Below are 25930 nucleotides of genomic sequence, written 5' to 3' on the forward strand. Positions count from 1 at the left end.
CATCCACAAGGAGCGCTATGGGCCGTACGGGCCGTCACCTGTTCACCTCCGAGTCGGTCACCGAGGGACACCCCGACAAGATCGCCGACCAGATTTCCGACAGCATCCTCGACGCGATTCTCGCGCAGGACCCGGTCGGCCGCGTGGCGTGCGAGACCCTGGTGACCACCGGCCTGGCCATCATCGCCGGCGAGATCACCACCAGCTGCTACGTCGATTTTCCGGAGATCGTGCGGGACACGATCCGGGATGTCGGTTACACCCGCGCGAAGTACGGGTTCGATTACGAGACCTGCGCCGTGCTCTCGTCCATCCACGCCCAGTCGCCCGACATCGCGATGGGCGTCGATACGGGGGGCGCCGGCGACCAGGGACTCATGTTCGGGTACGCGTGCACCGAGACCGAGGAGCTCATGCCGCTGCCGATCATGCTCGCCCACAAGCTGTGCCGCGGCCTGTCCGAGTCGCGCCGCAAGGGAGAGCTCGAGTACCTGCGCCCCGACGGCAAGTCGCAGGTGACGATTGAGTACAACGGCGACAAGCCGGTTCGGGTCGACGCGGTGGTCGTCTCGACGCAGCACAGCCCCGCCGTGTCGAACGAGACGCTGCGCGAGGACATCATCGAGAAGATCGTGCACAAGGTCGTGCCCGCGTCGATGATGGACAAGAACACGAAGTTCTACATCAACCCGACCGGCCGCTTCGTGATCGGCGGCCCGCAGGGAGACGCCGGCGTGACCGGGCGCAAGATCATCGTGGACACCTACGGCGGGGCCGCGCCGCACGGCGGGGGAGCGTTCTCGGGCAAGGACCCCACGAAGGTGGACCGGTCGGCGTGCTACATGGCGCGGTATGTCGCGAAAAACATCGTCGCGGCCGGGCTCGCCGAGCGGGCGACCGTGCAGCTGGCGTACGCGATCGGCGTGGCTGACCCGGTCTCCGTCCTGGTGGACACCCACGGCACCGGCCGCGCGAACGATCTGAAGATCGGCGAGATCGTGCGCGCGCATTTCAAGCTGACGCCGCGCGGGATCATGGAGACGCTCAACCTTCGCCGCCCGATCTACAAGAAGACGGCGGCCTTCGGGCACTTCGGCCGTCAGGAGCCGGAGTTCACCTGGGAGCGCACCGACAAGGCGAACGCGCTGCGCGCAGACGCCGGGCTGTAGGAGCCTTGACGGCGCGAATCCTCGTGAGACGCACAGCGGCGGCCCTCGTGGCCGCCGTTGTTGTTTTGATCGCGCTGGCGCTCCCCCCATCCCCGCGGGCCGTCACGCATTCGGCGGCTGTCGATCCCCTCACGCTCAAGGGCGCGCTCCACGTTCACACGGTCAAGTCCGACGGCGGCGGCACCATGGACGAGGTCGCGGCGGCCGCTGCGGCGGCCGGGTTGACGTTCCTCGTCATCACCGATCACGGCGACGGCCGTGGTCTCCAGCCTCCGTCCTATCGCCGGGGCGTGCTCTGCATCGACGGAGCCGAGATCAGCACGGACCAGGGGCACGTGGTCGCCATCGGCCTGAAGGAGGCGGAGTATCCGCTGGCCGGCGAGGCGCGCGACGTGGTGGAGGATGTCCAGCGCCTGGGGGGCATGGCTGTCGCCGCGCACCCCGCGTCGCCGAAAGAGGCGCTCGCGTGGTCCGCCTGGGAAGCGCCCATCGACGGCATCGAATGGCTGAACGCGGACAGCGAGTGGCGCGACGAGAGCGGCGCGTCGCTGGCGCGCGCGGTGCTGGGCTACTGGCTCAGGCCCGCGGCGGCAATCGCGCGAACGTTTGACGGGCCATCATCGGCGCTGGCCCGCGCCGATGAGTTGGCGGCGCGCCGGGCGCTCGCGTATGTCGCCGGACACGACGCGCACGGCAGGATCGCTCGGGGAGGCCCGGAGGACTACGGCCGCCGGGGGATCCCACTGCCGACCTACCGCGCTCTGTTCGAGACCTTCGCCGTGCACGTCGCGCTTGACCGGGCGCTGACGGGGGACGCGGAGGCTGATGCACCGGTGCTCGTGCGGGCGCTGAAGCGCGGCCGCGTGTTCACCGGCATCGACGGTGTCGCCCGGCCGGCGCGGCTGATGTTCCGCGCAACGAGCGGGTCGGCGAGCGCGGCCATCGGGGATCGGCTGATTCCGGCAGGGCCGGTTGATTTCGAGGTGCAGGCCGGCGGGCCGCCCGGCGCGACGATCGTTCTGCTGCACAACGGCGCCGAGCGCGCGCGCGCGCCGGCGCCCGGTCTGGCCAGCCGGATGGTCGCCGCTCCGGGCGCCTACCGCGTCGAGGTCCACGTTCCCGGCGCGCCCGGCACCCCGCCAGTGCCGTGGATCGTGTCCAGCCCAATCTATGTCGGCGTTGCGCCCGTTGGTCCGCTCGAGCCCCAGCCGGGCGCGGCGACCGCCCCGGTCGGCAACGACTGGAGCATGGAGCATGCGGAAGGAAGTGGCGGCGCGGTCAGCGTGTCGCCCGAAGGCGTGGAGTTCGACTACCACCTCGGACCGATCGGAACCAGCCCGTACGCGGCACTGGTTCACGCCGTCGCGGTGCCAGCCGCAGCCAGGTGGCTGTCCTTCGGTGCCCGCGCGGATCGGCCGATGCGCATCTCCGTGCAGTTGCGCTCGCCGGCCGGCGGCGGGGCAGGGCAGCGGTGGCGCCGGTCGATCTTCGTCGGGCCGGCCGGGCGGCGGATCGCGATCCGGCTCGAGGAGTTCCGCGCCATTCGAGGTGCTGCGCCGGCAGTCGATCGGGCTGGCGCCGATTCGCTGCTGTTTGTCGCCGACACCGTGAACGCAGACCCGGGATCCTCGGGCCGGCTCGCGCTGAGAGACGTCGAGTGGAGGGAATAAGTGGGACAGTCACACTTTTCCTCCGGAACCTGACGGAAAAGTGTGACTGTCCCACTTATTCTGTCCCACTTATTCACGTTCGGACGGTCAGCAGCAGGTAGACGGCCCCGGCGCCGAAGAGGAGATTGGGCGCCCACGCGGCGAGCGCGGCCGGCAGCATGCCCGCGCTGCCAATCGCGGCAAAGACGCTCAGCAGCACCCAGTACAGCATCGCCAGCGCGATCGCGAGCCCGACTCCGTACAGCGCGCCTCGCCGGCCCGTCGTCGCGCCGAACGGGACGGCGATCAGCGTCATCACGACCGTGACGAGCGGAAACGCGATCTTCCGTTGCAGCGCCACCAGCAGCGGGACGACGTTGAAGCCGCTGGCGCGGAGATCGCGGACGTGCCGTTGCAGCTCGGAGTACGTCATCAGCTCGGCGTCCGGCTGCTCGGCCTCGAAGTACTCCGGCGGCTCCACGTTCAGCGCCCGCTCAGCGAACGGCTGCCAGGGCGCGCGCCCCCCGCCGGGAAACGTCACGTCCCAGCCCGCGCGGCCGGTCCAGTTGCCCCCCGAGAACGCGGCGCGCTCCACGAAGACGTGGCGGGCGAGCCGCCACTGCTTCTCGTCGAGCGTGTAGAGCGAGAGAGCGAGCAGCTCGCGGCGGTTCGGATCGAAGAGCGCGTAATGGTACACGCGGTTGCCGCGGCCGGCGACCCACTGGCGGTTGAGCGCGTTGAAGGTGCGCGGCGTGAAGCCGCGGATGCGCGCGTTCAGCGCGTGCGCGCGGCGGTTGGCGTGCGCCAGCACCCGCTCCTCGAGCGAGAAGAGCGCCAGGCTGCCGGCCATCGCGACGGCCACAAGCGGCAGCGCGATGCGATAGATCGAGATGCCGCAGGCCTTCATCACGGTCAATTCGCTCGTCCTGGTGAGCAGCCCGATCGTGACGAGCGCGCCCAGGAGCACCGACAGCGGCACGACGTAGTAGATGTACTGCGGCGTCGAGTACCAGAAGAACTCGAGGAGCATCGCGCCGGTCGCCTGCTTCTTGAACAGCTTGTCGGACAGGTCAATGAAGGTCGCGATGTAGAAGATGCCCATCATGGCGGCAAAGGCGAGCCCCGCGACGCGGATGTACATGCGCGCCACGTAGCCGTCGAGCAGGGTGGGCCGCGGATACCAGACCCGGGGAATCTTCAGCACGATGACCACGCGGCCGCGGCGGGGCTGCGCCGGCGCCGCGGCCGCGAGGGGCGTCTCGCCCGTCTCAGTCTCCGGCGCCGCGGGCGCGCCGCGCAGCCAGGGGATCGAGAGCCCGGCGTCGGCCCACCGCGCGCGCCAGACGAGGGCCATGATCGCCAGCGGCGCGAGGAGAAGGTTGGGCACCCAGCGCGCGATCGCCGCGGGGAGCATGTGTCCCTTGGCCATCGACTCGGCCAGGTACATGAGGACGTAGTAGCCGAAGATGACGCCGATTCCGATCACGAACCCCGCGAGCTTGCCGTCCTTGCGCGCGGTCACCCCCAGCGCGATCCCGAGCACGCCGAAGATCAGGCACGCGAACGGGATCGAGAACTTCTGCTGGATCTGCATGATCTCGTTGTGCGGCGACAGCCCCTGGCGCTGCTTGAGCGCAATCTGCTCGCGCAACTCCGCGATGCGCAGCTCGGTGATCCCCTTGGGAGGCGTCGTGGTGGGGAAGACGCTGTTCGGATCGAGCGAGATGATGAGGTCTCGGCCGTTGAACCGGTACACCTCGTACTCCCCAGGCTTCTCCCCAGGCGCGTAGCGGGCGCCGTCGTGCAGGACGAGTTCGACCCGGCGGGCGGCGCGATCCAACAGCAGGCGCCCCCTGGAGGCCAGGAAGATCACCGGTCGTCCCGGCGTCGACGTATCGGCCAGGAAAACCTTGCGCCACCCGGGCTCGGGGGCCGCGCTGTCACGGACGTAGAGCACGCGGTTCGGGAAATCCTCGAAGAACACCCGCGGCTTGACGTCGTTTTCCACGCGCGCCGTAACGATGTCGAACGTGATCTCGCGGAACGTCTGGTTCGCGTCCGGGATGCCGACGATGAGCACCCACATCGTGACGCCGGCGGCAACGCCCGATAGCAGCATGACCGGCAGCAGGAACCGGTAGAGGCTGACGCCACACGCCAGGACGGCCACCATCTCGCGGTCGCCCGAGAGCCGCCCGAAGGCAATGAGCAGCCCGACGAGCAGCGCCATCGGAATCGTCAACCCCAGCGCCTGCGGCAGGAGCAGCGCAAGGAGCCGGCCGACCGTCATCCACGGCACCCCCTTGGCGATGAGGCTCTCGGCCTGGTCCATGATCGGCGGGATCTGGAGGATGAAGGTGAAGACCAGGAGGGCGAGGAAGAACGGGGGCAGGATCTCGCGGATGAGATAGCGGTCGAGGGTGCGGAACATGCGGGACGTGGGTTGAGATTAGCACGAAGGGTTCTGCACGGTGGTTCCGCACGAGAGGTTCTGCGCGGTGGTTCTGCGGGAGAGTTCAGCCGGGGGTTCGGCCGAGAGGGTCTGGCGACGGGTTATGGGGCGGGCGCCTTAGAAAACCACGCACAAAGCTTCCACAGGGCGGTTTATCTAGGCATTTCAAGTGAGTCTGATAAGATATGTTATGTTAACTTATAAGGAGGAAGCGGGGCCGCCGCAGCAGCGCAAAGGCATTCCGCGCGCCCGGTGGCTTCGGAGGTTTGGCAGCGAGACCTACTGCTTGGACGTCCTGAGCTCTTCGATGATCGCGAGCAGCGTGGCGATGACCTCCTCGCGCTCGACCTGGGACTTCTTGAACTGCAGCTTCAGATTGAAATCCTTCGACGGAGCCCGGTAGTTGAATACGTAGCTGCGCGGCCGGCCCGGCTTGGCTTTCGCGGGCGTGGCAGCCTTTCGGAGTTCCTCGCGGGTGCTGAGTCCGTCGCGCGTCATCCTTTCTATCAGCGCGACCATTTTCTTGGGATCCGATTGCCTAACTATCTGTAATAGCAATGATTTAGAGTTGATGTCGGCCAGCCGACAAAGGTTTTTCACCTCGTCGGGCATGTGGTTCAGCGCGAGCGACTCGGTGACCGACGTGCGGGACTTCCCCAGCTTGCGCGCCAGGTCCTCGTGCGTGTAGCCGCACTTTTCCGCGCGCGCGTGGAGCGCCTCCGCCTCTTCAAACGGCGTGAGGTCCTTGCGCTGGAGGTTCTCGACCAGCGCAAGCTCGATCACCTCGGTGTCGTCCACGTCGCGCACGACGACGGGCAGTTCGCGCAGGCCGACCTGGATCGCCGCCTGGTAGCGGCGCTCACCCGCAATGATCTGGTAGCGACCGCGACGCTGGCGCACGACCAGCGGCTCGATGACTCCCTTCTCGGCGATGGAGGCCATCAGCTCCGACAGATCCCCCATGACCTGCCGCGGCTGGTGCGGGTTTGGGTCGATCTGGTCGATCGGCGCCATGCGCCCGACCGGCGAGCCCGAGGAGAACGACAGCGCCTCCACGTAGTGCTCGTCGTGGCGCATTTTCACCGTCGCCGGCAGACCTCGCTTAGGCACGATCCATGACCTCCTCGCACAGCCGGTAATACTCGGTCGCCCCTGACGATTCGGGAGCAAAACTGAAGATTGATTCCTTGTACGCCGGACTCTCCTCGAGCCGTACGCTCTTGGTGATCACGGTCTTGAACACCTTGCCGCCGAACACCTTGTCGATCTGCGCTCGGATATCGCGCGCGAGCGCGGTCCGCTTGTCGTGCATCGTGATGACCACTCCGAGGATGCGCAGGCCCGGGTTGGCGCGGGCGCGGACCTTTTCGACGGTCTCGAGAAGGTCGTCGGTCCCCTCGAGCGCGAAGTAGGACGACTGGATCGGAATCAACAGATGCGTGGCCGCCACAAGCGCGTTGACGGTCAGCAGCCCCAGCGCCGGCGGGCAATCAATGACGATGTAAGGGAACTTCTGCCGGATTGGCGCCAGGCGGTCCTTCAAGCGGAAGTGCGCGTCGATCTCCCCCACCAGCTTGCTCTCGAGCTTCGCGAGCGCGATCCGAGACGGCGCGATCCACAGGTTGTCCTGCGTGGACCGGTGCATCACGTCGGCGAAGCTGACCTTGTCGTCCGTGATCGCGTCGTACACGCTCTTGCCGACGACGGCAACGTCGAGGTACGACATCGTGCTGTTGGACTGAGGATCGAGGTCGATGAGCAGCGTCGGCTTGCCGCGCATGGCCAGGGCCGCCGCAAGGTTGATGGCCGTCGTGGTCTTCCCGACGCCACCTTTCTGGTTGGCAATCGCGACAATCATCGTTGCTGGCGGTCGCGACGGCGGCCGCGCCCGGAAACCTCGTCTGTGGGAGCCAGGTAGGTCGGAATCGCTGCCATTCTAGCAGCGGTGTGCCGCGTGTCAAGGACAGCTACATCTTGTACTTGCCCAGGTCATCCGGATCGAGGCTTTCGAGCCAGCGCTGAAGCCGTTCCGTGTCCGATTTGTCGGGGGCGATCTCCTGGGTCTTCGCGTTGTCGATGACCGCCTCCTCGACAAAAATCGGGGCCTTGGTCCTGAGCGCCAGCGCGATCGCATCGCTCGGGCGGGCGTCCACCGCGACGATGCCCTCGGCGCCGGCCTCGAGGTAAATCAGCGCGTAGAAAGTGTTCTCCTTCAGCTCCGACACGACGATCTTCCGGACGGTGGCCTTCAGGTCCTCGATGACGTTCTTCAGAAGGTCGTGGGTCATTGGCCGCGGCGTCGTCACGTTCTCGATTTGCAGCGCGATCGCGTTCGCCTCGAACACTCCCACCCAGATAGGCAGGACGCGCTGCCCGTCCTTGTCGCGCAGGATGATGATCGGCATGTTGGTGATGGGATCGACCATCAGCCCCTTGATCGACATGTCAATCTGCATGAGAACCTGCCTGACCGCGTAGGCTGTTCGGCCCCGCCTCCGTGATGGTCACCTGCACCGTCCGCCCGACCCACTCGGCCGGTTCGGTGGCCGGCGCGGGCAGCGGGAAATTAACAACCGTGTTCCCCGTCGTCCGGCCGGAAAGCTCCCAGCGGCGCTTGCGGCTCGTCGCGTCGACCAGTACCTCGAAGGACCGTCCAACCGCAGCCTCGTGCAGCTCGATCTGGATCCGTTTCTGGAGCCCCTGGAGGATCGACAGCCGTTCGCTCTTGGTGCTCTCGCTGACGTCATCGGGCAACCGCTTCTCCGCCAGCGTGTTCGGCCGCGACGAGTACTTGAACGAGAACATGCTGTGGAAGCGCACCGCCTCGACGAGCGAAAGCGTTTCCGCAAAGTCCGGCCCGGTTTCACCCGGGAACCCGACGATCATATCGGTCGAAAGCGCGATGTCCGGCACCGCCTCCCTGACGCGGCGAACCAGGTCCAGGTAGCTGTCGCGCGTATAGCGACGCCGCATGGCTTTCAGAATCGACGAAGAGCCTGACTGCACCGGCAGGTGCAGGTGCTTGCAGACCTGCGGGATGTCGCGTACTGCTTCGATGAGACGCGGCCCGACATGCCGCGGATGCGGGCTCGCAAACCGGATGCGCTCGACCCCGGGCACCCGGCTCACACGTTCCAGGAGCTCGGCGAAATCGCACGCGGCATCGTCCGGCGCCTGGTAGTGGTTCACGATCTGTCCGAGCAGCTGGATTTCCTTCCGCCCCGAGTCCGCCGCCTCCCGGACCTCCGCGACGATTTCCGCAACGGGTCGCATGCGCTCGTGCCCCCGCGTGTACGGCACCACGCAGAAGGCGCAGAAGTCGTTGCACCCTTCGACGATCGTCACGTACGCCTTTACCGGGTCTCCCCGGCGCGTGAGGCCCAGCGGAAACGAGACGTCCTCGTGGGGGTTGATGTCGATGTAAAAGGGGTCGGGAGCCTTTTTCGCCGATGCAGGCCCGAAAAAGGCTCCCGACCCCTTTTTCTCGGCCCGCTCCACCAGCATGGGAAGCATCTTCAGGCTTTGCGTGCCCACGATAACGTCGATGTCGCGCGAGCGCTTGCGAAGCGCGGGCCCTTCCTGCTGCGCCACGCAGCCGGTGACCGCCAGCACGGGCCTGCGCCCCACTTCGGCGGCCTTCACGCGCAGTTCCCCCAGGCGCGAATAGAGCTTGTCCTCGGCGCGCTCGCGCACGCTGCAGGTGTTGAGCACGACCAGATCTGCTTCCTGCGACTCCTCCGTCGCTTCGTAGCCCGCCTGCTCCAACAGGCCGGCCATACGCTCGGAGTCGTGGAAGTTCATCTGGCAGCCGAACGTCTCGATCAGGTATTTCTTGGTCAAAATCGTATAAATTCGTCTAAAGTCGACTTACCGGTTCTTTCGCCTGGGTGCGCCGGCGTCCTGGCGCGCGCTGAGCAGCGCCTTCGCCGAGGCGAGGACCGCCGATCCAATGTCGGTGCCGCCAATCATTCGCGCAAGCTCTGCCTCGCGATCCGGCCCGCTGACTTCCTCGACGGTGGTGATTGTACGGCCGCTCTTCACGCCTTTTTCAATCACGTAATGGGACGTGCCGTAGGCGGCAATCTGGGGCAGGTGCGTGATGCACAGCACCTGGTAGCGGTCGGCGAGCCCGCGCAGCCTCGCGCCCACGATATCCGCCACTGCCCCGCCGATCCCCGCGTCCACCTCGTCGAAGACGAGGGTCTTGCCGGGGGCATCGGTCGCCGCCAGGTTCTTCAGCGCGAGCATGACGCGTGACAGCTCGCCGCCGGATGCGATGCGCGCGAGCGGCCTGACGTCCTCGCCGGGATTCGGCGACAGGTAGAACTCGCCGCTGTCGAAGCCGCGCTCCGTCCACGCCTCTTCCGACTGGCTCGCGTTCAGCCGCAGCTCGCAGCGCGTGCGCGGCATCGCGAGCTCCCCCAGCGCCTTTTCGATCGCGCGGCAGAGCCGTTCGCCGTGAGCGTGCCGCGCGCGCGACAGCGTGGTGGCCGCGGTCACGTAGCGCTCGCGCGCGGCGGCCAGCTCCGCCTCGAGCGTCGCCGCGCGGTCTGCGGATGTTTCCATCAGCTCCCGTTCGCGGGCGAGCGCGCGCCTCCTCTCGATGACTTCCTGGAGCGATCCGCCGTGCTTCTTCTTCAGGCGCTCGAGCGTGGCGAGGCGATCCTCGACCTCCTGGAGGCGTTCCGGCGAGGCATCGATGTCCGCCGAGTACGACCGCAGGAAGTACGCGAGATCCTCCAGCTGCGACTTGATCCCGTCACGCGCGTCGACGTAGGGCTGGAACGTCGGATCGAGCGCGGCGAGTTCGGCCACCTTCTTCCATGCCGCCGCGAGCGCTGCGAGCGCCGCGTGCTCCCCTTCGTACAGCGCGTCGTACGCGTCGGCGCACAAGCGGCTCAACCTGTCGGCGTTGGCGAGCACGTGGCGGGCGGCGGCCAGCTGCTCGTCTTCGCCTGGCAGCGGGGCGACCTTCTCGATCTCGCCGAGCTGGAACGTGATGAGGTCCAGCCTCGACGCCTTGTCCCGTTCCGCGCGCCGCAGTTCCTCCACCAGGCCGCGCACGCGCGTCCACCCCGCGAACGCGTCGGCGACAGCCGCGCGCTCGATGTGCAGCTTCGCGTGCTCGTCCACGACCTCGAGGTGCGTGGCCGGATCGAGCAGGCGCTGGTGCTCGTGCTGGCCGTGGAGATCGACGAGACCGCCGCACTGCTCGCGCAGCGCCGCCGTCGTGCAGAGCGCATCGTCGATGAACGCGCGGCTGCGTCCCTGGGCCGAGATCTCGCGGCGCACGACGAGCTCCCTGCCGTCGCCGGGCTCGAACACCGCCTGGATCGTGGCGGTCTCTTCGCCGGTGCGCACCAGGTCAGGCGACGCCCGGCCGCCAATCAGCAGTCCGACGGCTTCGACGAGCATGGACTTGCCCGCGCCCGTCTCGCCTGTCAGGACGTTGAAGCCGGAGCCGAATTCCACTTCGAGGGCGTCGATGACGGCCAGCCGGCGGATGGCCAGGAACCGCAGCATGAGGGGCTAAACCCATGATACACTTACCCATTCGCGCTGTCCCAGCGGCGCAGGTCTAATGTGCGGAGGAGCGTTTGCGCACGGTTGGATACTACGCCTTTGCGCTGCAGGCGGCAGGCAGCGGCTTGTCTCAGACTCCTGAAGAGCTCTCGACCGACATCCTTGGCCTCGTCCTCCGGTCCAGCCCCCTCGCCAAGGTCGTTCTGATCAGCCTCTTCGTTTTCTCGGCCCTGTCGTGGGCCATTGTCCTCTACAAGTACTGGCAGTACCGGCGGGCGGATCGGCACTCGTCGAGTTTCCTGGACATCTTCCGCAAGAGCGCGAAGTTCTCCGAGGTGCAGGCGGTCTGCCGGACGCTCAACGACAGCCCGCTCGTGGGGCTGTTCCAGGCGGGCTACGCGGAGCTGAACCTGCAACTGCGCCAGCAGTCGCACGGCGCGGGCGCGGGCCATGACGTCCGGCCGCAGCCCGCCGCGGCGCGTCCTACACTCAAGAGCCTGGACGCGGTCGACCGCGCGCTGCTGCGCGCGTCGGCCATCGAGCTCGAAAAGCTGGAGCGTCGCGTTCCGTTCCTCGCGACGACGGCAAGCATCACGCCGTTCATCGGGCTGTTCGGCACGGTGTGGGGCATCATGACCGCGTTCCAGCGCATCGGCGCGGCGGGCGCGACGAGCCTCGGCGTGGTGGCGCCCGGCATCGCCGAAGCGCTGATTGCCACGGCGGCGGGGCTGGCGGCGGCGATCCCTGCCGTCTACTTCTACAACGCCTTTACGAACCGGGTGAAGAAGTTCGCCACCGAGATGGACGACTTCGCCCTCGAGTTCCTGAACATCGCCGAGCGGAACTTCACGTAGGCCATGCCGAAGGTTCACGATACGAGTGGCTCGGCGCCGCGCCCCGGCCGGCGGGCGCGAGGCGGCCGCGTGGCGACCACGCTCGCCGAGATCAACGTCGTGCCGCTCGTCGACGTCATGCTGGTGCTGCTGATCATCTTCATGGTGACCGCGCCCATGATGCAGCAGGGGCTCTCGGTGAACCTGCCGCAGGCGCGGCGGGCGCAGCCGGTGACGGCCGAGCCGATCTACATCACGGTGCCGCTCTCCTACCGCCGCGACGGGCGCGTGCAGATGGAAAAGGACACGATTCGCGTCGACGTGTTGAACGAGCGCGTGCGGCAGGCGCTGCTCGCGCGGTCGGACAAGTCCGTGTTCCTGCGCGGCGATGGCGGGGTGACGCTGCAGGAGCTGATGCAGGTGCTGGACAAGCTCAAGGAGGGGGGCGTCGAGAAGGTGGGCATCGTCTCGCAGCCGCTCAGGTGAAAGTTGTAGCGGACAGCGATCGGTGGTCAGTAGGTTCTGTCTGGCCACCGACCACTGGCCACCGACCACTGTGATATGCACGAACTCGTCACCGACATCCTCGTCCAGCGGGCGCGCCAGGGGGACGGCCTCGCGCGGGCGCTGCCCGTGTCGATCGCCGCGCACGTCGCGGTGCTCGTCGCGCTGGCGCTGATGCCGCGGGACTGGCACGAGCCGGCGCGCCAGGCCGCGCCGATGATGATCTCGCTCGGCGGCACTCCCGGCCCGCGCACCGGCGGGATGACCGCGATCGGCGGCCGCGCGGTGCAGGAGGTCGCGCCGCCGCAGGCGAAGCCGCAGCCGCCGGCGCCCCCTGCGCCGAAGGCGCCCGAGATGGTGCTGCCGCAGCAGAAGCCGGCCGCCCGCACGACGCCGCCTCCAACGGTCGCGGCCGGTTCCGACCAGGCGAAGGCGCGGCGTCCCGCGTTCGGCACCGAGATCCAGGAAGGGAGCGCGAGGGTCGAGACCGGCGGGAGGGGCAACAATTTCGGGCTGACCACGGGCGGCGGATCCGGCACCGGCGGATACCTGGATGTCGGCAACTTCTGCTGCCCCGAGTACCTGCAGACGATGCTGCAGTTGATCCAGGCGAACTGGAACGGCAAGCAGGAGGTGTCGGGCCAGTCGCAGGTGAAGTTCACGATCCTGCGGGACGGCACGCTCACGCAGGTCGAGCTCGAGAAGCCGAGCGGCTATTTCGCGCTCGATCGCGAGGCCCAGCGGTCCGTGCTCGTCACGAAGCGGCTGCCGCCGCTGCCGCGCCAGTTCACGGAGAATCACCTGACGGTGCATCTCATTTTTCAGTATCAGCGCCGATGAAACTTCGAATCCTCCTCTCGACCGTGCTGGCGGCCGCGGCGGGCGTGGCCGCCCACCAGGTGCAGCCGCCGCAGCCCGTGCCTCCGCCCCCGCCGCCGCAGCAGACCGAAGTGCAGCTCGTGATCTCCGGCCCGACCGGCGGCCCGCCGAAGTACGGCGTGCCGGAATTCCTGGCGCTGTCCTCCGACCGCGAAACGGTGGAGGCCGCGCGGACGGTCGCCGACGTGCTCTTCAAGGACCTGGAGTTCGAGCGCGAGTTCTACCTGATCCCGCGGGACACGTACCGCTCGATTCCGGCGGCCGCCTCGATCGACACGCCGCCGTTCGACCGGTGGCTGGAGCTCGGCGCGGACGCGCTGGTGCTCGGCTCGGTGCAGCGCAGCGCCAGCGGCGGCCTGCAGGTGCGCGTGAAGCTGTACAACGTGCGCACGCGGCAGTCGGTGCTGGCGCGCGAGTACAGCGGGAGCGCCGCCAACCCTCGGCAGTACGCGCACACCGTCGCGGACGAGATCCACCAGCACCAGCGCGCGCTGCGCGGCGTGGCGCGCACGAAGCTGACCTTCTCGTCGGACCGCGACGGCGAGCGGCTCGGCGGGCCGATCGAGAATCGATCGATCCAGGAGATCTACATCGCCGACTACGACGGCGCGAACCAGCGCCGGGTCACGGTGAACCGGACGCTCAACATCACCCCGGTGTGGTCGCCGGACGGCCGCGCGATCGCGTACACCTCTTACCGCCGCGGGTTCCCCGACGTGTTCGTGTCGTTCATCTACCAGGGCAAGCTCGAGCGCCCGGCCAACGGCACCGATCGCATCCACAACTTCCTGCCGGCGTGGTCGCCCGACGGGGCGCGGCTCGCCTTCACGTCGAACCGCGACGGCAACTCCGAGATCTACGTCGCGAACGCGGACGGCTCGGGCCTCCGCCGCCTGACCAACCACCCGGCGATCGACAGCACGCCGACCTGGTCCCCCACGGCGCAGCAGGTCGCGTTTACGTCGGACCGCAGCGGCTCGCCGCAGATCTACATCGTCGGCGTCGACGGGGTCGGGTTGCGCCGGATTACCGCCGAGTCGTACTGCGACCGCGCGACGTGGTCGGTTGCGCCGTTCAACGAGATCGCGTACACCTGCCGGTCGGGCGGCGGATACGACATCAAGGTGTACGACGTGGCGACCGGGACCTCCAGGCAGATCACGTTCGGCGAGGGATCCAACGAGAGCCCCGCGTTCGCCCCCAACGGCCGCCACCTGGCGTTCACCTCCACGCGCAACGGCAAGACCCAGGTGTTCACGATCGCGCGCGACGGCCGCGACCTGAGGCAGATCACAAACTCGGGAAACAACCGGTTCCCCGGCTGGTCACAATAGGAGATCGCAATGCGAGTGAAAGCGCTGCTGTTCCTAGTGCTGGTCGTCGTCCTGGCGGGCGGCGTCGCGTGCCGCGGCAAGAAGCAGCCGCCGGTCGCGCGGCCGACACCGCCGCCGCCGTCCGAGCCGGCGACGGCTCCCCCGCCGCCGGCTCCGCCGGCGCCGACCCAGGAGCCGACGATTCCCCCCGAGCCGTCGGTGGACGAGACCGATCTGAACACGAAGGACCTGGACACGCTCAACCGCGAGTCGCCGTTCCAGCCGGTGTTCTTTGGTTTCGACAGCTCGGAGATCGACTCGGGCGCGCAGGCGACCCTCAACCAGAATGCCGAGCTGCTGAAGAAGTACGCGAGCTGGACCATCACGATCGAAGGGCACGCCGACGAGCGGGGCACGGCGGAGTACAACCTGGCGCTTGGCGAGCGCCGGGCGCTCTCGGCCCGCAATTACCTCGTCTCGCTGGGGATCACGGCCGACCGGCTGCGCACGATCAGTTATGGCAAGGAATTCCCCTTCGATCCGGGGCACAATGAAGAGGCCTGGGCGAAGAACCGCCGGGCGCACTTCGTCGTCACGGCGAAGTGAGGGAGAGAGCCATGCAGCGGACCCTCGCAGGTGTCGTCGCGTGCGTCCTGGCCTGGTCGGCCGCGACCCCGCTGTTCGCGGCCGATCGCGAGCACCGGATCATCATGGCGGAGCTCCGGATGCTCCAGGAACAGACGCAGCAGCTCCAGCAGGCGCTCAACGGCCTGAACGATACGCTCAAGGCCCTGAACGCGAAGATCGATGAGCAGTCGGGCGTGACGCGCAAGGCGTTCGCCGACCAGCGGCTCGTCATCGACACGCTCGGCGAGAACGTGCGGATCGTGCGCGAGAAGGCGGACGAGACCAACGTGCGGATCGCCACTCTCTCGCAGGAAGTCGAGAGCCTGCGCACGACGGCCCTGAGCCAGCCGGCGCCCGCGCCGGCCGCCGACCCGCTGGCCCCGGTCGATCCCAACGCGCCGCCCGCAACGGGGACGACGCCGAAACAGCTGTTCGACCTGGCGTTCGGCGACTACACGGCCGGCCAGTGGGATCTCGCCATTCAGGGGTTCCAGACGTATCTGAAGGCGTACCCCAAGTCGCCGATGTCGCCGCAGGCCGCGTTCTACATCGGCCAGGCGCATTACGCGGCGGGCCGCTTCAAGGACGCCATTGCGGCATACGATCAGCTGATCGCGGCCTATCCGGGGACCGAGAGCGTGGCGGAGGCGTACTACAAGCGGGGGCTCGCGTTCGAGCGGCTCGGGCAGGCGGATCGCGCCCGGCAATCGCTCGAGTACGTCATCAAGAACTTCCCGGACTCCAACACGGCGACGCTCGCCAGGCAGGCGCTCGAGCGCCTGAGCAAGCCGGGCGCGTAACCAGAGGTCAGAAGGCAGGACAGACAATGGGTAGTGTGAACAAGGTGATCCTCGTCGGCAATCTCGGGCGCGACGCGGAGCTGCGCTACACGCCGGGTGGCGCGCCGGTCGCGACGATCAACATGGCCACGACCGAGGTCTGGAACGACAAGAGCGGCCAGAAGCAGGAAAAGACCGAGTGGCACCGCGTGGTGCTCTGGGGCAAGACCGCCGAATCGCTGTCGGAATACCTCACGAAGGGAAAGCAGATCTACGTCGAGGGGCGGCTGCAGACGCGCAAGTGGACCGACAAGGAAGGCAAGGAGCGCTACAGCACCGACATCCGCGGCGACCGCGTCGTCCTGCTCGGCGGAGGCGCCGGGCGCGGCGGGTATGCGCGGAGCGAGCCGGCCGACCTCAGCGAAGGGGCCCAGCACGAGGCACCCGCCGCGGAGCTCAGCGAGGACGACATTCCGTTCTGAGCAGGCAGAAGGCACAAGGCACAGGGCACGAGGAAGGCACGAGATGCGGGTGCCGGGAATTTCCCTCGTGCCTCGTGCCTTACTTCGTTTCCCTCCCGTACCGATCCTCCAGCCTCACCACATCGTGCAGTTCCGGCGTGGACACCTCGAAGATGTCGCTGTCTTCGATCGCGGTCATGCGGTGGATCGTCCTGGGCGTGATGTGGACGCTCTCGCCGGGCCGCATCTCGCGCTTGGTGAGGGTGTCCCCCTGCTGGATCTCGAACAGCAGGCGCCCTGACGAGAGATAGATCGTCTCGTCCTTCAGGTTGTGGTACTGGAGGCTGAGCGCATGGCCGGCATTCACGTGAATCAGCTTGCCGACGTAGCGGTCGGTTTTCGCCCAGTGCAGCTCGTAACCCCAGGGTTTGTCGACTCGTGTGATCTGTTCGCTCATTTTGGCGTGGCCTGTCTCGTGTGTGCCAGGAAGGTGTCGAGCAGCCGCTCGACCTCGCGCGCCGTCGCGCACGCGATCGCGCGCGCCGCGAGGGTCCGGGCCTCGTCCGCGCGGACCGACCTGATCATCTGTTTGGCCTGCGGGATCGCCGCCGGCCGCATACTGATCTCCCGGATCCCGAGGCCGATGAGCAGCGGCAGCATCCGCTGGTCGGCCCCCATCTCGCCGCAGAGCGCCAGCGATCGCCGGTGGCGCCGCGCGACGCGCACGGCAAACCGCAGCATCCGCAGCACCGCGGGGTGCAGCGGCTCGTACAGGTACGAGGCGCGCCCGTCGATCCGGTCCGCGGCAAGGCAGTACTGGATCAGGTCGTTGGTGCCGATGCTCAGGAAGTGGCACTCGCGCGCCAGGAGATCCGCTGTGAGCGCCGCTGACGGCACCTCGACCATCGCGCCGATCGGGACGTCCGGCGGGTCTTCGCCGCGCAGCCGCAGCTCGCCCGCCGCCTGATCGAGCTGGGCGATCGCCTGGCGCAATTCCTCCACGCCCGTGACGAACGGGAACATGATCCGGAGCGACCCGTGTCTCGCGGCGCGCAGCAGGGCGCGGAGCTGGGTGCGAAACACCTCCGGCTCGCGCAGGCTCATGCGAACGCCGCGCACGCCGGCGGCGGCGGCCGCCGCGTCCAGCGGCAGCTCCGACGCCTGCCGCTCGGAGGCATCGAAGGTGCGAATCGTGACGCGCCCGCCGTTCATTTCCTCGAGCACCGCTCGATACGTCGCGTACTGCTGGTCTTCTTCCGGGAGGCCGCCGCCCAGGAGATATTCCGTGCGATAGAGGCCGATCCCCTCGGCGCCGGACCCGCGCACGCCGGCGGCGTCCTCGACGCGCTCGATGTTGGCGTCGATGACGATCCGCACGCCGTCCATGGTCACGGCGGGCAGGTGGCGGAACTCCCGCAGCGAATCCGTCTCGGCGGCGCGCCTGGCGCGCTGCCGCTCCGCCTCGGTGAGGTCTTCCGGCTGCGGATCGACGAGCACGTCTCCCGTCGCGCCGTCCACGATGATCGTCGAGCCCGGCGCGATCCGCGTGGTCGCGTCGCGGAGGCCGGCCACGCCAGGGACGCCCAGCGAGCGCGCGAGGATCGCGGTGTGATAGGTCCAGCTGCCGGCGTCCGTCACGAACCCGCTGACGCGTTTCCAGTCGATCTGCGCCGCGATCGACGCCGGCAGCTCGTCGGCGACGATGACAATCGGGCCGGGCACGTCGTCGAGGACGTCGGCCGGGTTCCGATTGGTCGCCCGCAGGTTCATGCCGATCCGGCCGACCACGTCCGCGAGATCGCCGCTGCGCTCGCGCAGGTAGGGATCGTCGGCGCTCTCGATGATCGACACGAGCTCGTCTGACGCGCGGTGCATCGCCCATTCCGCGTTCAGCCCGTCCGAGCGGATGAGCGAGGCGGCGCGATCCACGAGCATCGCGTCGTCCAGCATCAGGAGCTGCGCGTCGAACAGGTAGGCGTGCTCCGCGCCGGCGAGGCGGCTGATGTGCGTCTTGATGTCGGTGAGCTGCGAGCGCGAAACCCGCCGCGCCTGCTCCAGGCGTTCAAGCTCGTGCCCGACCGCCGCCTCCGGCACGCGAAAGCGGAGCTCGAGGGCGCCCCGCGTGAGCAGCAGCGCGCGCCCGGTTGCCGTGCCTGGCGAAACCCCGATTCCGGTCAGACGCATGGCTCGCCGAACCCTTCTTCCACCAGGCGCACGAGCGATTCCATCGCGCCGGCCTCGTCGGGACCATCGGTGGTAATCGTGAGTACCGCGCCGCGGCCGGCCGCGAGCAGGAGCAGGCCGAGGATGCTCTTGCCGTCCATCTCGCGCCCGTCGCGCGAGACCCGCACGCGCGCGGCAAACGTCCCCGCAGTGTGCACGAACCGCGCGGCGGCCCGGGCGTGGAGGCCGAGCACGTTGCCCACCGTCACCTGGCGCGACAGCATCAGGGTGTCCTCGTCTCGAGCAGGTCAGTCGCCACCCAGATGGCGTTGCGGCCGTGCTCCCGCATATCGCGGGCGACCTCAAGGAGCCCGCCCGTCTTCTGCACGCGAGCCAGCTTGATGAGCATCGGCAGGTTGACGCCGGTAATCACTTCCACCTTGTCGGGCTCGAGGAATGTCACCCCGAGGTTCGCCGGCGTGCCGCCAAACATGTCGGTGAGGATCAGCACGCCGTCCTGGCTGCGCACGCGCCCCAGGGCGCGTGCGATCGCCTCCCGCGCGACCTCCACGTCGTCGTGCCAGCCGATGGACACGGCGACGAATTGCGGGAGATCGCCGACGATCATTTCCGCGGCGTTCAGCAACTCGGTGGCGAGCTGCCCGTGGGTGACGACGACGACGCCTATGGACATAAGCAGGCACAAGGCACGGGGCACGAGGCACGAGCCAAGGCTGTGCGATCGGCCTTGTGCCCCGTGCCTCGTGCCTGACGCCTATTCATTGTTGATATCCCGGTGCCTCACGCGCACCTTCACGTGTTCGAGCTTCGACAGGCTCTTCCGCAGGGCTTCGGCGATCGCGACGGAGCGATGGCGCCCGCCGGTGCATCCGATTCCGATCGTCAGATACGACTTCCCCTCGCTGATGTACTGCGGCAGCAGGAAGGCCAGGAGGTTCGTCGTGCGATCGAGAAACTCGTGGGTGCCTTCGGCCTGCTCCAAAAACCGCATCACCGGGCGGTCCTTGCCCGAGTAGGGGCGCAGCCCCGGCACGAAGTGCGGGTTCGGCAGGAACCGCACGTCGAACAGCAAATCGGAATCGACCGGGATGCCGTGCTTGAAGCCGAAGCTGAGGATCGTGACCACGAGCGGCGCCTGGGCCGAGCCTTCCCGGGACAGGCCGAGGAACGCGCGGCGCAGATCGTGGACCGTCATCGCGCTGGTGTCGAGAATCTGGTCCGCCATGCGGCGGATCTGCTGCAGGCGCCGGCGCTCCTCGCGGATGCCTTCCGCGGCGGACCGGTCGGGCGCGAGCGGATGCGGGCGGCGTGTCTCGCTGAAGCGCCGGACGAGCGCCGCGTCGGTGGCCTCGAGGAAGATCAACCGCGGGTTCAGCCCCGGCGTGTCCTGCAGCCGGCTGTAGATGCGCGGGAACTGCGAGAGCAGCGTGCGCTCGCGGATGTCGACGACCACCGCGGCTTTCGCGATGTCGCTGCCGGCGCGCAGCGTGAACTGCGCGAGGGTAGGTATCAGCGTGATCGGCAGGTTGTCCACGCAGAAGTAGCCGAGGTCCTCGAGCGCGCGGATCGCCTGCGACTTGCCCGCGCCAGACAGGCCCGTGATCACGACGAAGCGGTTCGCGAGGCGGCCGCGGCGCCGCTCGCCTCGCCGCTCGCCGGCCGCCGGCGTTCCCCGTTCGAGCTGCGCGCGCTTCACCCGCCGTTCCCCCGCTCAGGATCGTCCTCGCCGTGCTCCTCCTCGACCGCCGCCGGCCGTTCCAGCTCGCGGGCGAGCCGCTCGGCCAGCTCGCGCGCCGCATGGTGACCGCGCGCGCGCAGGAGCTGGTTCCGCGCCGCGACCTCCACCAGGATCGCGAGGTTCCGTCCGGGCGCGACGGGCATGCGGATCATCGGCACCGACACCCCGAGCACGTCGTGGCGCTCGTCGTCGAGCCCGAGGCGGTCGTACTCCCGCACGGGATCCCATCGTTCGAGGTGCACGACCAGCTCCACCCGCTTCGACGAACGCGTGGCGGCCACGCCGAACAGGTCGCGGATGTTGATCACGCCCAGGCCGCGGATCTCCATGTGGTAGCGCGTCAGATCGGGGCAGCTGCCGAGCACGACCCCTTCGCCGCGCCGGCGGAGCTCGACCGTGTCGTCGGCGACGAGGCGATGCCCGCGCACGATCAGATCGAGCGCGCACTCGCTCTTTCCGATGCCGCTCTCCCCCATCACCAGGACGCCCAGGCCGAGGACGTCCATGAGGACGCCGTGCACCATGCCGCGCACGGCCAGGTGGCTTTCGAGCCTGGCCGTCAGCTTCGCGATCGCGGTCGGCGTCGGCAGCGGCGTCTGGATCAGCGGCACGCCGGCGCGCGCGGCTTCCTCGCTGAGCTCCCGGGCCGGCTCGAAGCCGCCGGTGATCACCACGCACGGGATGTCGCGGGCCAGCACGCGCGCGGCCACCTCGTGACGCGCCGCCGGTGGCAGCGCCTCGAGGTACCGCAGCTCGCTCTCGCCGAAGATCAGCACGCGCCCCGGGCGCAGGAACTGCTCGAAGCCCGCGAGCGCGAGACCGGTTTTCTGGATGTGCGGACTGCTGACCGGGCGCGACAGGCCGGCGGCGCCGGCCAGGAGAGTCAGGTCGATATCGGGGCCATCCCCGCGTTCGCTGAGCACCGCCCCGACCGTCACGCCTGCGGGATGTGCGCTCAACGCAGCTAGGCTTCCGGCTCGATCAGGCCGAAGCGCCCGTCCTTCCGTCGGTACATGACGTTGAGTTCGTCCGAGTCGTTGTTGCGGAACACGAGGAAGCCGTCGGTCGTGTCGTTCAGCCGCTGCGCCGCGTCGTGCACCGAGAGCGACGGCACGGCGTAGCTGGCGGCGCGGACCACGCGCGGCGGCACGTCGGCGCGGCTCACGCCGGTGATCTCGGCGGCGGCGAGCTTTCGCGCGCCGATCGCGTGCCGCTTGCGCTCCTTCCAGCGGTCCTTGAGGTCGCGCGCCTGCTTTTCGACCTTCTCCGCGGCCTGTTTCATCGCCGCCTGCCACGTCGATCCCTGCCCCTGCCCGTGGAGCATGTGATCCGCGCGCGCGTGGATGGTCATCTCGATCACGCGCCGGTACTTGTCCGCCTTGCAGACGACGTGCGCCGAGAGGGCTGCGCTGTTCAGCATCCGCTCGAACTTGGCGACGCGCCGCTCGACCAGCTGGCGAAGCGGCGGCGTGATGTCCACGTGATGTCCGGTGAGCTCGAGTCGCATGATTCGTCGCGCTCCGAGTGCGTCAGTACAGCAGCTTCCTCTGGTTCGAGGTCGGGATCTTCAGCTCCTCGCGATACTTCGCGATCGTGCGGCGGGCCAGGATGAGCCCTTCCTTCTGGAGGATGCTGACGATCTTCGAGTCGCTGAGCGGCTTGCGCGGATCCTCGTTCTCGATGATCTTCCGGATCCGCTGCTTGATCGTCACCGATGACACGCTCTCGCCGTAGGAACTGCTGATGCCGCTGTGGAAGAAAAACTTCATCTCGAACACGCCCTGGGGCGTGTGCATGTACTTGTTGTTCACGACGCGGCTCACCGTCGATTCGTGCATGCCGATGTCGTTCGCCACGTCGCGCAACACGAGAGGACGCAGGTACTCGATGCCGTGATCGAGGAACTCCTTCTGGAAATTGACGATGCTGGTCGCGACCTTGTGAATCGTCTTCTGCCGCTGGTCCACCGACTTGATCAGCCACAGCGCGGACCGGAACTTGTCCTTCACGTACGCCCGCGTCTCGGCGCTGTTGTCGCTGTTCTTGTCGAGCAGCCGGCGGTAGACGGGACTGATCCGGAGCTGCGGCAGCCCTTCCTCGTTCAGGAACACCTCGTAATGGTCTTCGACCTTCACGACGTAGACGTCCGGGATGACGTACTGCGACTGCGTCGGGTTGTAGCGGCTTCCGGGCTTCGGGTCGAGGTTGCGTACGACCTCGATGTGCTCTTTCAGCTCGTCGACCGTCACGCCCAGCCTTCGTGCGATCTCGGGCACCTGGTGGTTCTGCAGGAGCTTCAGGTGGTCGGTGACGATCTTCTCCGTGATCGTGCCGCCCAGCCCGAGGTGCCGCAGCTGCAGCGTCAGGCACTCCTGCAGGTCGCGCGCGGCAACGCCGATCGGATCGAACGTCTGCACGTGCTGCAGGGCGCGCTCCACGTCCGCGACGCTCCACTCCCCCATCGCCGCGATCTCGTCCACCGACGCCACCAGGTAGCCGTCGTCGTCGAGATTGCCGACGATCGCCTCGCCGATCTGCTTGAGCAGCAGGTCGTCGGTCTGGAGCGAGAGCTGCCATTCCAGGTGGTCGGCGAGCGACGCCGCGGTCGAGAGCGTGTTCTCGATCGGCGGCAGTTCCTTGACTTCGGTCGGCGTGCGCGGGCGGTACCCTTCGTCGAGATAATCGCCGAAAAAGTAGTCGTAGTCGGCGTCATCCCAGACGTCGCCCTTTTCGGTTTGCGGCTTTTCTTCGGCCTGCGCCTTCTCCTGGGTCTGTTCGGCGGGCTGGAGATCCTCGGTCGGCACTTCCTCGAGCAGCGGATTCTCGACCATCTCCTGGTTCAGCAGATCAGCGAGCTCGAGCGTCGACATCGGCAGCAGCTTGATCGCCTGCTGCAGCGACGGCGTCAGGATGAGCTTCTGAACGAGCTTCGTGTGCAGTTTCTGCTGAATCGCCATGAGCCCCTTGGGTCAGTCAGTCCAACCGGAAATCCGCGCCCAGATAGATGCGTTTCACGTCCTCGTCGGCCGCCAGCGAATCCGGCGTGCCGCTCCTGAAAATCGCTCCGTCATGCACGATATATGCCCTGTCGGTAATCTTCAAGGTCTCCCGCACGTTGTGGTCTGTAATCAGTACCCCGATTCCGCGCGCTTTCAAATGAAAAATGATCTTCTGGATATCCGCGACGGCGATGGGATCGATGCCCGCAAAGGGCTCGTCGAGCAGGATGAACTGCGGCGAGATCACCAGGGCCCTCGTGATCTCCACGCGACGACGCTCGCCCCCTGAGAGCGTGTACGCGCGTGCCCTGGCGAGCGGCGTGAGGTTCAACTCGGCCAGCAGCTCGCGCAGCCGCGCGCGGCGTGAGGAACCGTCGAGATCGAGGGTCTCGAGGATCGCGAGGATGTTCTGCTCGACCGTCAGGCCGCGAAAGACCGACGGTTCCTGCGGAAGGTAGCCGATCCCCTTCCGCGCCCTCACGTACATCGGGTCGCCGGTGACGTCCGCGCCGTTCAGCGTCACGCGTCCCGAGTCGGGCGCCGTCAGCCCGACGACCATCGAAAACGTCGTCGTCTTACCCGCGCCGTTCGGACCGAGCAACCCGACGACTTCACCGGACGCCACCTCGAGGCCCACGCCTCGAACCACCGTGCGTCCGCCGTACGACTTCGTCAGATCCTGTGCGCGAAGCGTCGCCATTCAGCGTTCCGCGCAACGTCCTGGCATCGTCCGGCTGCGATTTCCCTCGGTTCCGACGACGCTGATCGTATCAGTCGATCTGACGAAAGTCAAAGCCGCGCCGAGCGTTTCGCGGCATCCGCCCTCGACGGTTTCGAGGATTTTCACCGGCGTTCCAGTCATCACGTAACGTCCGTCTCCGCTGAAATACGTGAGCCGTGTGCCGGACGCGCGCTGCCCTCCCTCGAGCCGCGCAACCACCTCGTCGTACGCGTCGGCGCGGTCGAGCGTCCGGCCATCGGCGTCGAGCAACAGCTCGATCTTCTTCGCGGTGATGTCTCCCTGCGGGCCGGTCAGGTGCGCGGCGCCCGTGTACGTGGCCCGTCGCGCCGCGTCCTCGTACGCGAACTCGTCGGAGGACCCGATCGACTCGATCGGCTTCTTCTCCCTGGTCTTGTCGTCCACCTGCTCCAGCATCATGCGCGTGCGCACCCGCTTGCTCGCCGAGAGGTTGCCGGCCTTGTCGTCGAGGACGAGCGTGTCCCCCTGGAGCGTCGTGTCCGCCTGCCAGAGGCGCGCAGTGCCGGTGTAGGTGCCGCGCGACGCGTCCGCGTCATACTGAAGCTCCTGCGCCGTGACGTTGATCGGATCGCTGTCGTTGAGCATCGCCGGGCGGCGGCGCGCGTTCTCGGCGTCTTGCCTGTTCCCCTTCTCCTTGTGCCCTGATGAAATAATGCTCCGCACATCACCCTTCGCGTGCAGCCTGCGCGGCGCGAGACCTGATCGTCGGCCACCCGCGGCGCGGGTCCGGGGATCCCCGCGGGCGTTTCCAGTGTCATCAGATTGCGGCCGGGCGCGTAGTCAGCCACGCCGGCTTCGCCGGTCGTCTGCCCGTCGCGAATCGCCGCGCGCCCGCGGAAGATCGCGTGCTCGGGTGCGCCAAAGCCGGGTTTCAGCGTCGCGTCCAGCCGATCGGAGCGCGCCGTGCGATCGACGGCGGCCGTCCTGCCGCGTGCGGCGCGCGACTCGTGGTACTCGACGGATCCGATGAACGTGACGTTTCGAAGCCCGCCCGTGTCTCCCGCTCCGCTGAGCGAGCGGGATCGGATGCGGCGGGCGGGTGCGTCGTCCTCCTGCGGAAGGTCGAGCTGCACGCGCTCGCTCGCGGTGAGCTGCTGCAGCGTCCGGCCGTCGGCGCCAAGATCCGCATCGATGGTCTCCGCCGCAAGGCGCCGGCCGGCCCCACCGCTTCCCGCAAGCTCCAGGACGGACTGCCCGCGCAGCTCGGCGCGCTGGACGGTCCGGCCGTCAGGTGCGTAGGCCAGGTTGATGTCGCGCGCTTCCATGGCGCGCAGCCCGCCGGCGGCCGCGCTCTCATCGCGCACGCGCGATCCGCCGCGCAGTTCCACCCGCGTCAGGCGCTCGTCATCGCCGGTCAGGTAGGCGACGAGCGTCTCCGCCTCGGTCGTCTGCGTCCCGGCGAGCACGGTCGCGTGCTGCTCGAACCTGACCAGGTGCTGCGTGCGATCCATGGTCGCCGAGCCCGCTGCGATCTCCATCGCATCGCTGCCGTCCGCGTCCGGCTCGATCTTCATCCGCGCGTCCTGCCTCACGACGAAGACGGCCGCGTTCTGATCGTAGGTCGCGCCGGTGCCGCTGCCGCTGGTGCGCGCCCGCGTGAAGGTGAAGGCCCCCGGGATGCGGAGGATGCGATCCTGCTCGGAGTACGTCGCGTCCCGGCTGTTGAGCGTCAGCCCGTCGCTCGACCTGAGGACGACGTTGCCGCGGAGCACGACGCTTCGCGGCTGCCCCGGAGCGTTGCGCACTTCCGCGTCAGTGGCGCTCACCGAGACGGTGCGGCCGCCGCGATCCGGGATGCGGACGTCGGCCCCGCTGAACACCGACCGGCCGTCCGGATACGTGAGCGCGCGCTGGAACGTGAGGGTGAAGACTTCACGCCCCTTCTCGGTCCAGACGATGTCGGCCCCTTGCGGGAGTTCGACCGCGGCGCTCGGATCGATTCGCTTGACGGTGTCTACCGCGGGCTGGGGCGCGCGCCGGCGCATCGTGAGCGCCACGACGAGCACGAGCGCCACGAGAAACAGGCCGAGGGCCGTCCGGAGCCACCGCTGCCAAGACAT

26 protein-coding genes are annotated in these 25930 nt (G+C 68.0%); 9 read left to right on the forward strand and 17 right to left on the reverse strand.

Annotated features, from left to right (window positions below; genetic code table 11):
• The first annotated feature begins 17 nt into the window (after positions 1 to 17).
• Complete coding sequence (locus HYU53_18110) at positions 18 to 1169, forward strand: methionine adenosyltransferase (protein MBI2223107.1); 1152 nt, start codon at positions 18 to 20, stop codon at positions 1167 to 1169.
• A gap of 23 nt (positions 1170 to 1192) precedes the next feature.
• Entirely contained in the window at positions 1193 to 2839 is a 1647-nt protein-coding gene (locus tag HYU53_18115; GenBank protein ID MBI2223108.1) for a CehA/McbA family metallohydrolase, read from the forward strand.
• A 73-nt stretch (positions 2840 to 2912) separates the two neighbouring features.
• On the opposite strand, the gene HYU53_18120 is transcribed toward HYU53_18115, so the two are convergent.
• From HYU53_18120 to recN, 6 genes are all read right to left on the reverse strand, one after another.
• Positions 2913 to 5249, reverse strand: coding sequence for an LptF/LptG family permease (locus tag HYU53_18120; protein MBI2223109.1), 2337 nt, complete (start codon positions 5247 to 5249; stop codon positions 2913 to 2915).
• 300 nt (positions 5250 to 5549) lie between these two features.
• On the reverse strand, positions 5550 to 6347 hold the full coding sequence (locus HYU53_18125; GenBank protein ID MBI2223110.1) for a ParB/RepB/Spo0J family partition protein: 798 nt from the start codon (positions 6345 to 6347) through the stop codon (positions 5550 to 5552).
• Positions 6348 to 6372: 25 nt separating this feature from the next.
• Positions 6373 to 7128 carry a ParA family protein gene (locus HYU53_18130; protein MBI2223111.1) on the reverse strand — a complete coding sequence of 252 codons (756 nt, stop codon included), beginning with the start codon at positions 7126 to 7128 and terminating at the stop codon, positions 6373 to 6375.
• Between the two features lie 109 nt (positions 7129 to 7237).
• Complete coding sequence (locus HYU53_18135; protein ID MBI2223112.1) at positions 7238 to 7726, reverse strand: bifunctional nuclease family protein; 489 nt, start codon at positions 7724 to 7726, stop codon at positions 7238 to 7240.
• Positions 7716 to 9110: a tRNA (N6-isopentenyl adenosine(37)-C2)-methylthiotransferase MiaB gene (gene miaB, locus HYU53_18140; GenBank protein MBI2223113.1), complete on the reverse strand. Its 1395-nt coding sequence runs from the start codon at positions 9108 to 9110 to the stop codon at positions 7716 to 7718. Before miaB ends, HYU53_18135 begins: the two co-directional genes overlap by 11 nt.
• 27 nt (positions 9111 to 9137) lie before the next feature.
• Entirely contained in the window at positions 9138 to 10793 is a 1656-nt protein-coding gene (gene recN / locus HYU53_18145; protein ID MBI2223114.1) for a DNA repair protein RecN, read from the reverse strand.
• A gap of 158 nt (positions 10794 to 10951) precedes the next feature.
• Here recN and HYU53_18150 point away from each other — a divergent pair, with 158 nt between their 5' ends.
• The 7 genes from HYU53_18150 (at position 10952) to HYU53_18180 (ending at position 16210) form a co-directional block, all read left to right on the forward strand.
• Positions 10952 to 11647 carry a MotA/TolQ/ExbB proton channel family protein gene (locus HYU53_18150; GenBank protein MBI2223115.1) on the forward strand — a complete coding sequence of 232 codons (696 nt, stop codon included), beginning with the start codon at positions 10952 to 10954 and terminating at the stop codon, positions 11645 to 11647.
• 3 nt (positions 11648 to 11650) lie between these two features.
• Positions 11651 to 12112 (forward strand): ExbD/TolR family protein, encoded by a 462-nt coding sequence (locus HYU53_18155; GenBank protein MBI2223116.1) that lies wholly within the window; start codon positions 11651 to 11653, stop codon positions 12110 to 12112.
• 75 nt (positions 12113 to 12187) lie between these two features.
• Positions 12188 to 12970 carry a TonB C-terminal domain-containing protein gene (locus tag HYU53_18160; GenBank protein MBI2223117.1) on the forward strand — a complete coding sequence of 261 codons (783 nt, stop codon included), beginning with the start codon at positions 12188 to 12190 and terminating at the stop codon, positions 12968 to 12970.
• Positions 12967 to 14343, forward strand: a complete 1377-nt coding sequence (gene tolB / locus HYU53_18165) for a Tol-Pal system beta propeller repeat protein TolB (GenBank protein ID MBI2223118.1) — start codon at positions 12967 to 12969, stop codon at positions 14341 to 14343. The genes HYU53_18160 and tolB overlap by 4 nt, the downstream gene beginning before the upstream one ends.
• 9 nt (positions 14344 to 14352) lie before the next feature.
• Positions 14353 to 14928 (forward strand): peptidoglycan-associated lipoprotein Pal, encoded by a 576-nt coding sequence (pal, locus tag HYU53_18170; GenBank protein MBI2223119.1) that lies wholly within the window; start codon positions 14353 to 14355, stop codon positions 14926 to 14928.
• An 11-nt stretch (positions 14929 to 14939) separates the two neighbouring features.
• Complete coding sequence (gene ybgF, locus HYU53_18175) at positions 14940 to 15749, forward strand: tol-pal system protein YbgF (GenBank protein MBI2223120.1); 810 nt, start codon at positions 14940 to 14942, stop codon at positions 15747 to 15749.
• A 26-nt stretch (positions 15750 to 15775) separates the two neighbouring features.
• A complete protein-coding gene (locus HYU53_18180) occupies positions 15776 to 16210 on the forward strand; it encodes a single-stranded DNA-binding protein (protein MBI2223121.1) in 435 nt (144 codons plus the stop codon).
• Between the two features lie 79 nt (positions 16211 to 16289).
• Here the strand turns inward: HYU53_18180 and HYU53_18185 are convergent, their stop codons facing one another.
• From HYU53_18185 to HYU53_18235, 11 genes are all read right to left on the reverse strand, one after another.
• Positions 16290 to 16646 carry a cupin domain-containing protein gene (locus HYU53_18185; protein ID MBI2223122.1) on the reverse strand — a complete coding sequence of 119 codons (357 nt, stop codon included), beginning with the start codon at positions 16644 to 16646 and terminating at the stop codon, positions 16290 to 16292.
• Positions 16643 to 18373 carry a phosphoenolpyruvate--protein phosphotransferase gene (gene ptsP, locus HYU53_18190; protein MBI2223123.1) on the reverse strand — a complete coding sequence of 577 codons (1731 nt, stop codon included), beginning with the start codon at positions 18371 to 18373 and terminating at the stop codon, positions 16643 to 16645. Before ptsP ends, HYU53_18185 begins: the two co-directional genes overlap by 4 nt.
• The gene (locus HYU53_18195; GenBank protein MBI2223124.1) at positions 18364 to 18636 is read right to left on the reverse strand and encodes an HPr family phosphocarrier protein; all 273 of its coding nucleotides are present in this window, start codon (positions 18634 to 18636) and stop codon (positions 18364 to 18366) included. The genes ptsP and HYU53_18195 overlap by 10 nt, the downstream gene beginning before the upstream one ends.
• On the reverse strand, positions 18636 to 19046 hold the full coding sequence (locus tag HYU53_18200) for a PTS sugar transporter subunit IIA (protein ID MBI2223125.1): 411 nt from the start codon (positions 19044 to 19046) through the stop codon (positions 18636 to 18638). The genes HYU53_18195 and HYU53_18200 overlap by 1 nt, the downstream gene beginning before the upstream one ends.
• An 81-nt stretch (positions 19047 to 19127) precedes the next feature.
• Positions 19128 to 20069, reverse strand: a complete 942-nt coding sequence (gene rapZ, locus HYU53_18205; GenBank protein ID MBI2223126.1) for an RNase adapter RapZ — start codon at positions 20067 to 20069, stop codon at positions 19128 to 19130.
• Entirely contained in the window at positions 20066 to 21049 is a 984-nt protein-coding gene (gene hprK / locus HYU53_18210; GenBank protein MBI2223127.1) for an HPr(Ser) kinase/phosphatase, read from the reverse strand. Before hprK ends, rapZ begins: the two co-directional genes overlap by 4 nt.
• A 26-nt stretch (positions 21050 to 21075) precedes the next feature.
• A complete protein-coding gene (gene raiA, locus HYU53_18215; GenBank protein ID MBI2223128.1) occupies positions 21076 to 21618 on the reverse strand; it encodes a ribosome-associated translation inhibitor RaiA in 543 nt (180 codons plus the stop codon).
• Between the two features lie 22 nt (positions 21619 to 21640).
• Positions 21641 to 23068 carry an RNA polymerase factor sigma-54 gene (gene rpoN / locus HYU53_18220; protein ID MBI2223129.1) on the reverse strand — a complete coding sequence of 476 codons (1428 nt, stop codon included), beginning with the start codon at positions 23066 to 23068 and terminating at the stop codon, positions 21641 to 21643.
• Positions 23069 to 23084: 16 nt separating this feature from the next.
• On the reverse strand, positions 23085 to 23810 hold the full coding sequence (gene lptB, locus HYU53_18225) for an LPS export ABC transporter ATP-binding protein (protein MBI2223130.1): 726 nt from the start codon (positions 23808 to 23810) through the stop codon (positions 23085 to 23087).
• Complete coding sequence (locus HYU53_18230; protein MBI2223131.1) at positions 23811 to 24281, reverse strand: hypothetical protein; 471 nt, start codon at positions 24279 to 24281, stop codon at positions 23811 to 23813.
• The gene (locus HYU53_18235; protein ID MBI2223132.1) at positions 24266 to 25930 is read right to left on the reverse strand and encodes a hypothetical protein; all 1665 of its coding nucleotides are present in this window, start codon (positions 25928 to 25930) and stop codon (positions 24266 to 24268) included. The genes HYU53_18230 and HYU53_18235 overlap by 16 nt, the downstream gene beginning before the upstream one ends.

Source organism: Acidobacteriota bacterium, from assembly GCA_016184105.1.
Lineage (GTDB): Bacteria > Acidobacteriota > Vicinamibacteria > Vicinamibacterales > 2-12-FULL-66-21 > JACPDI01.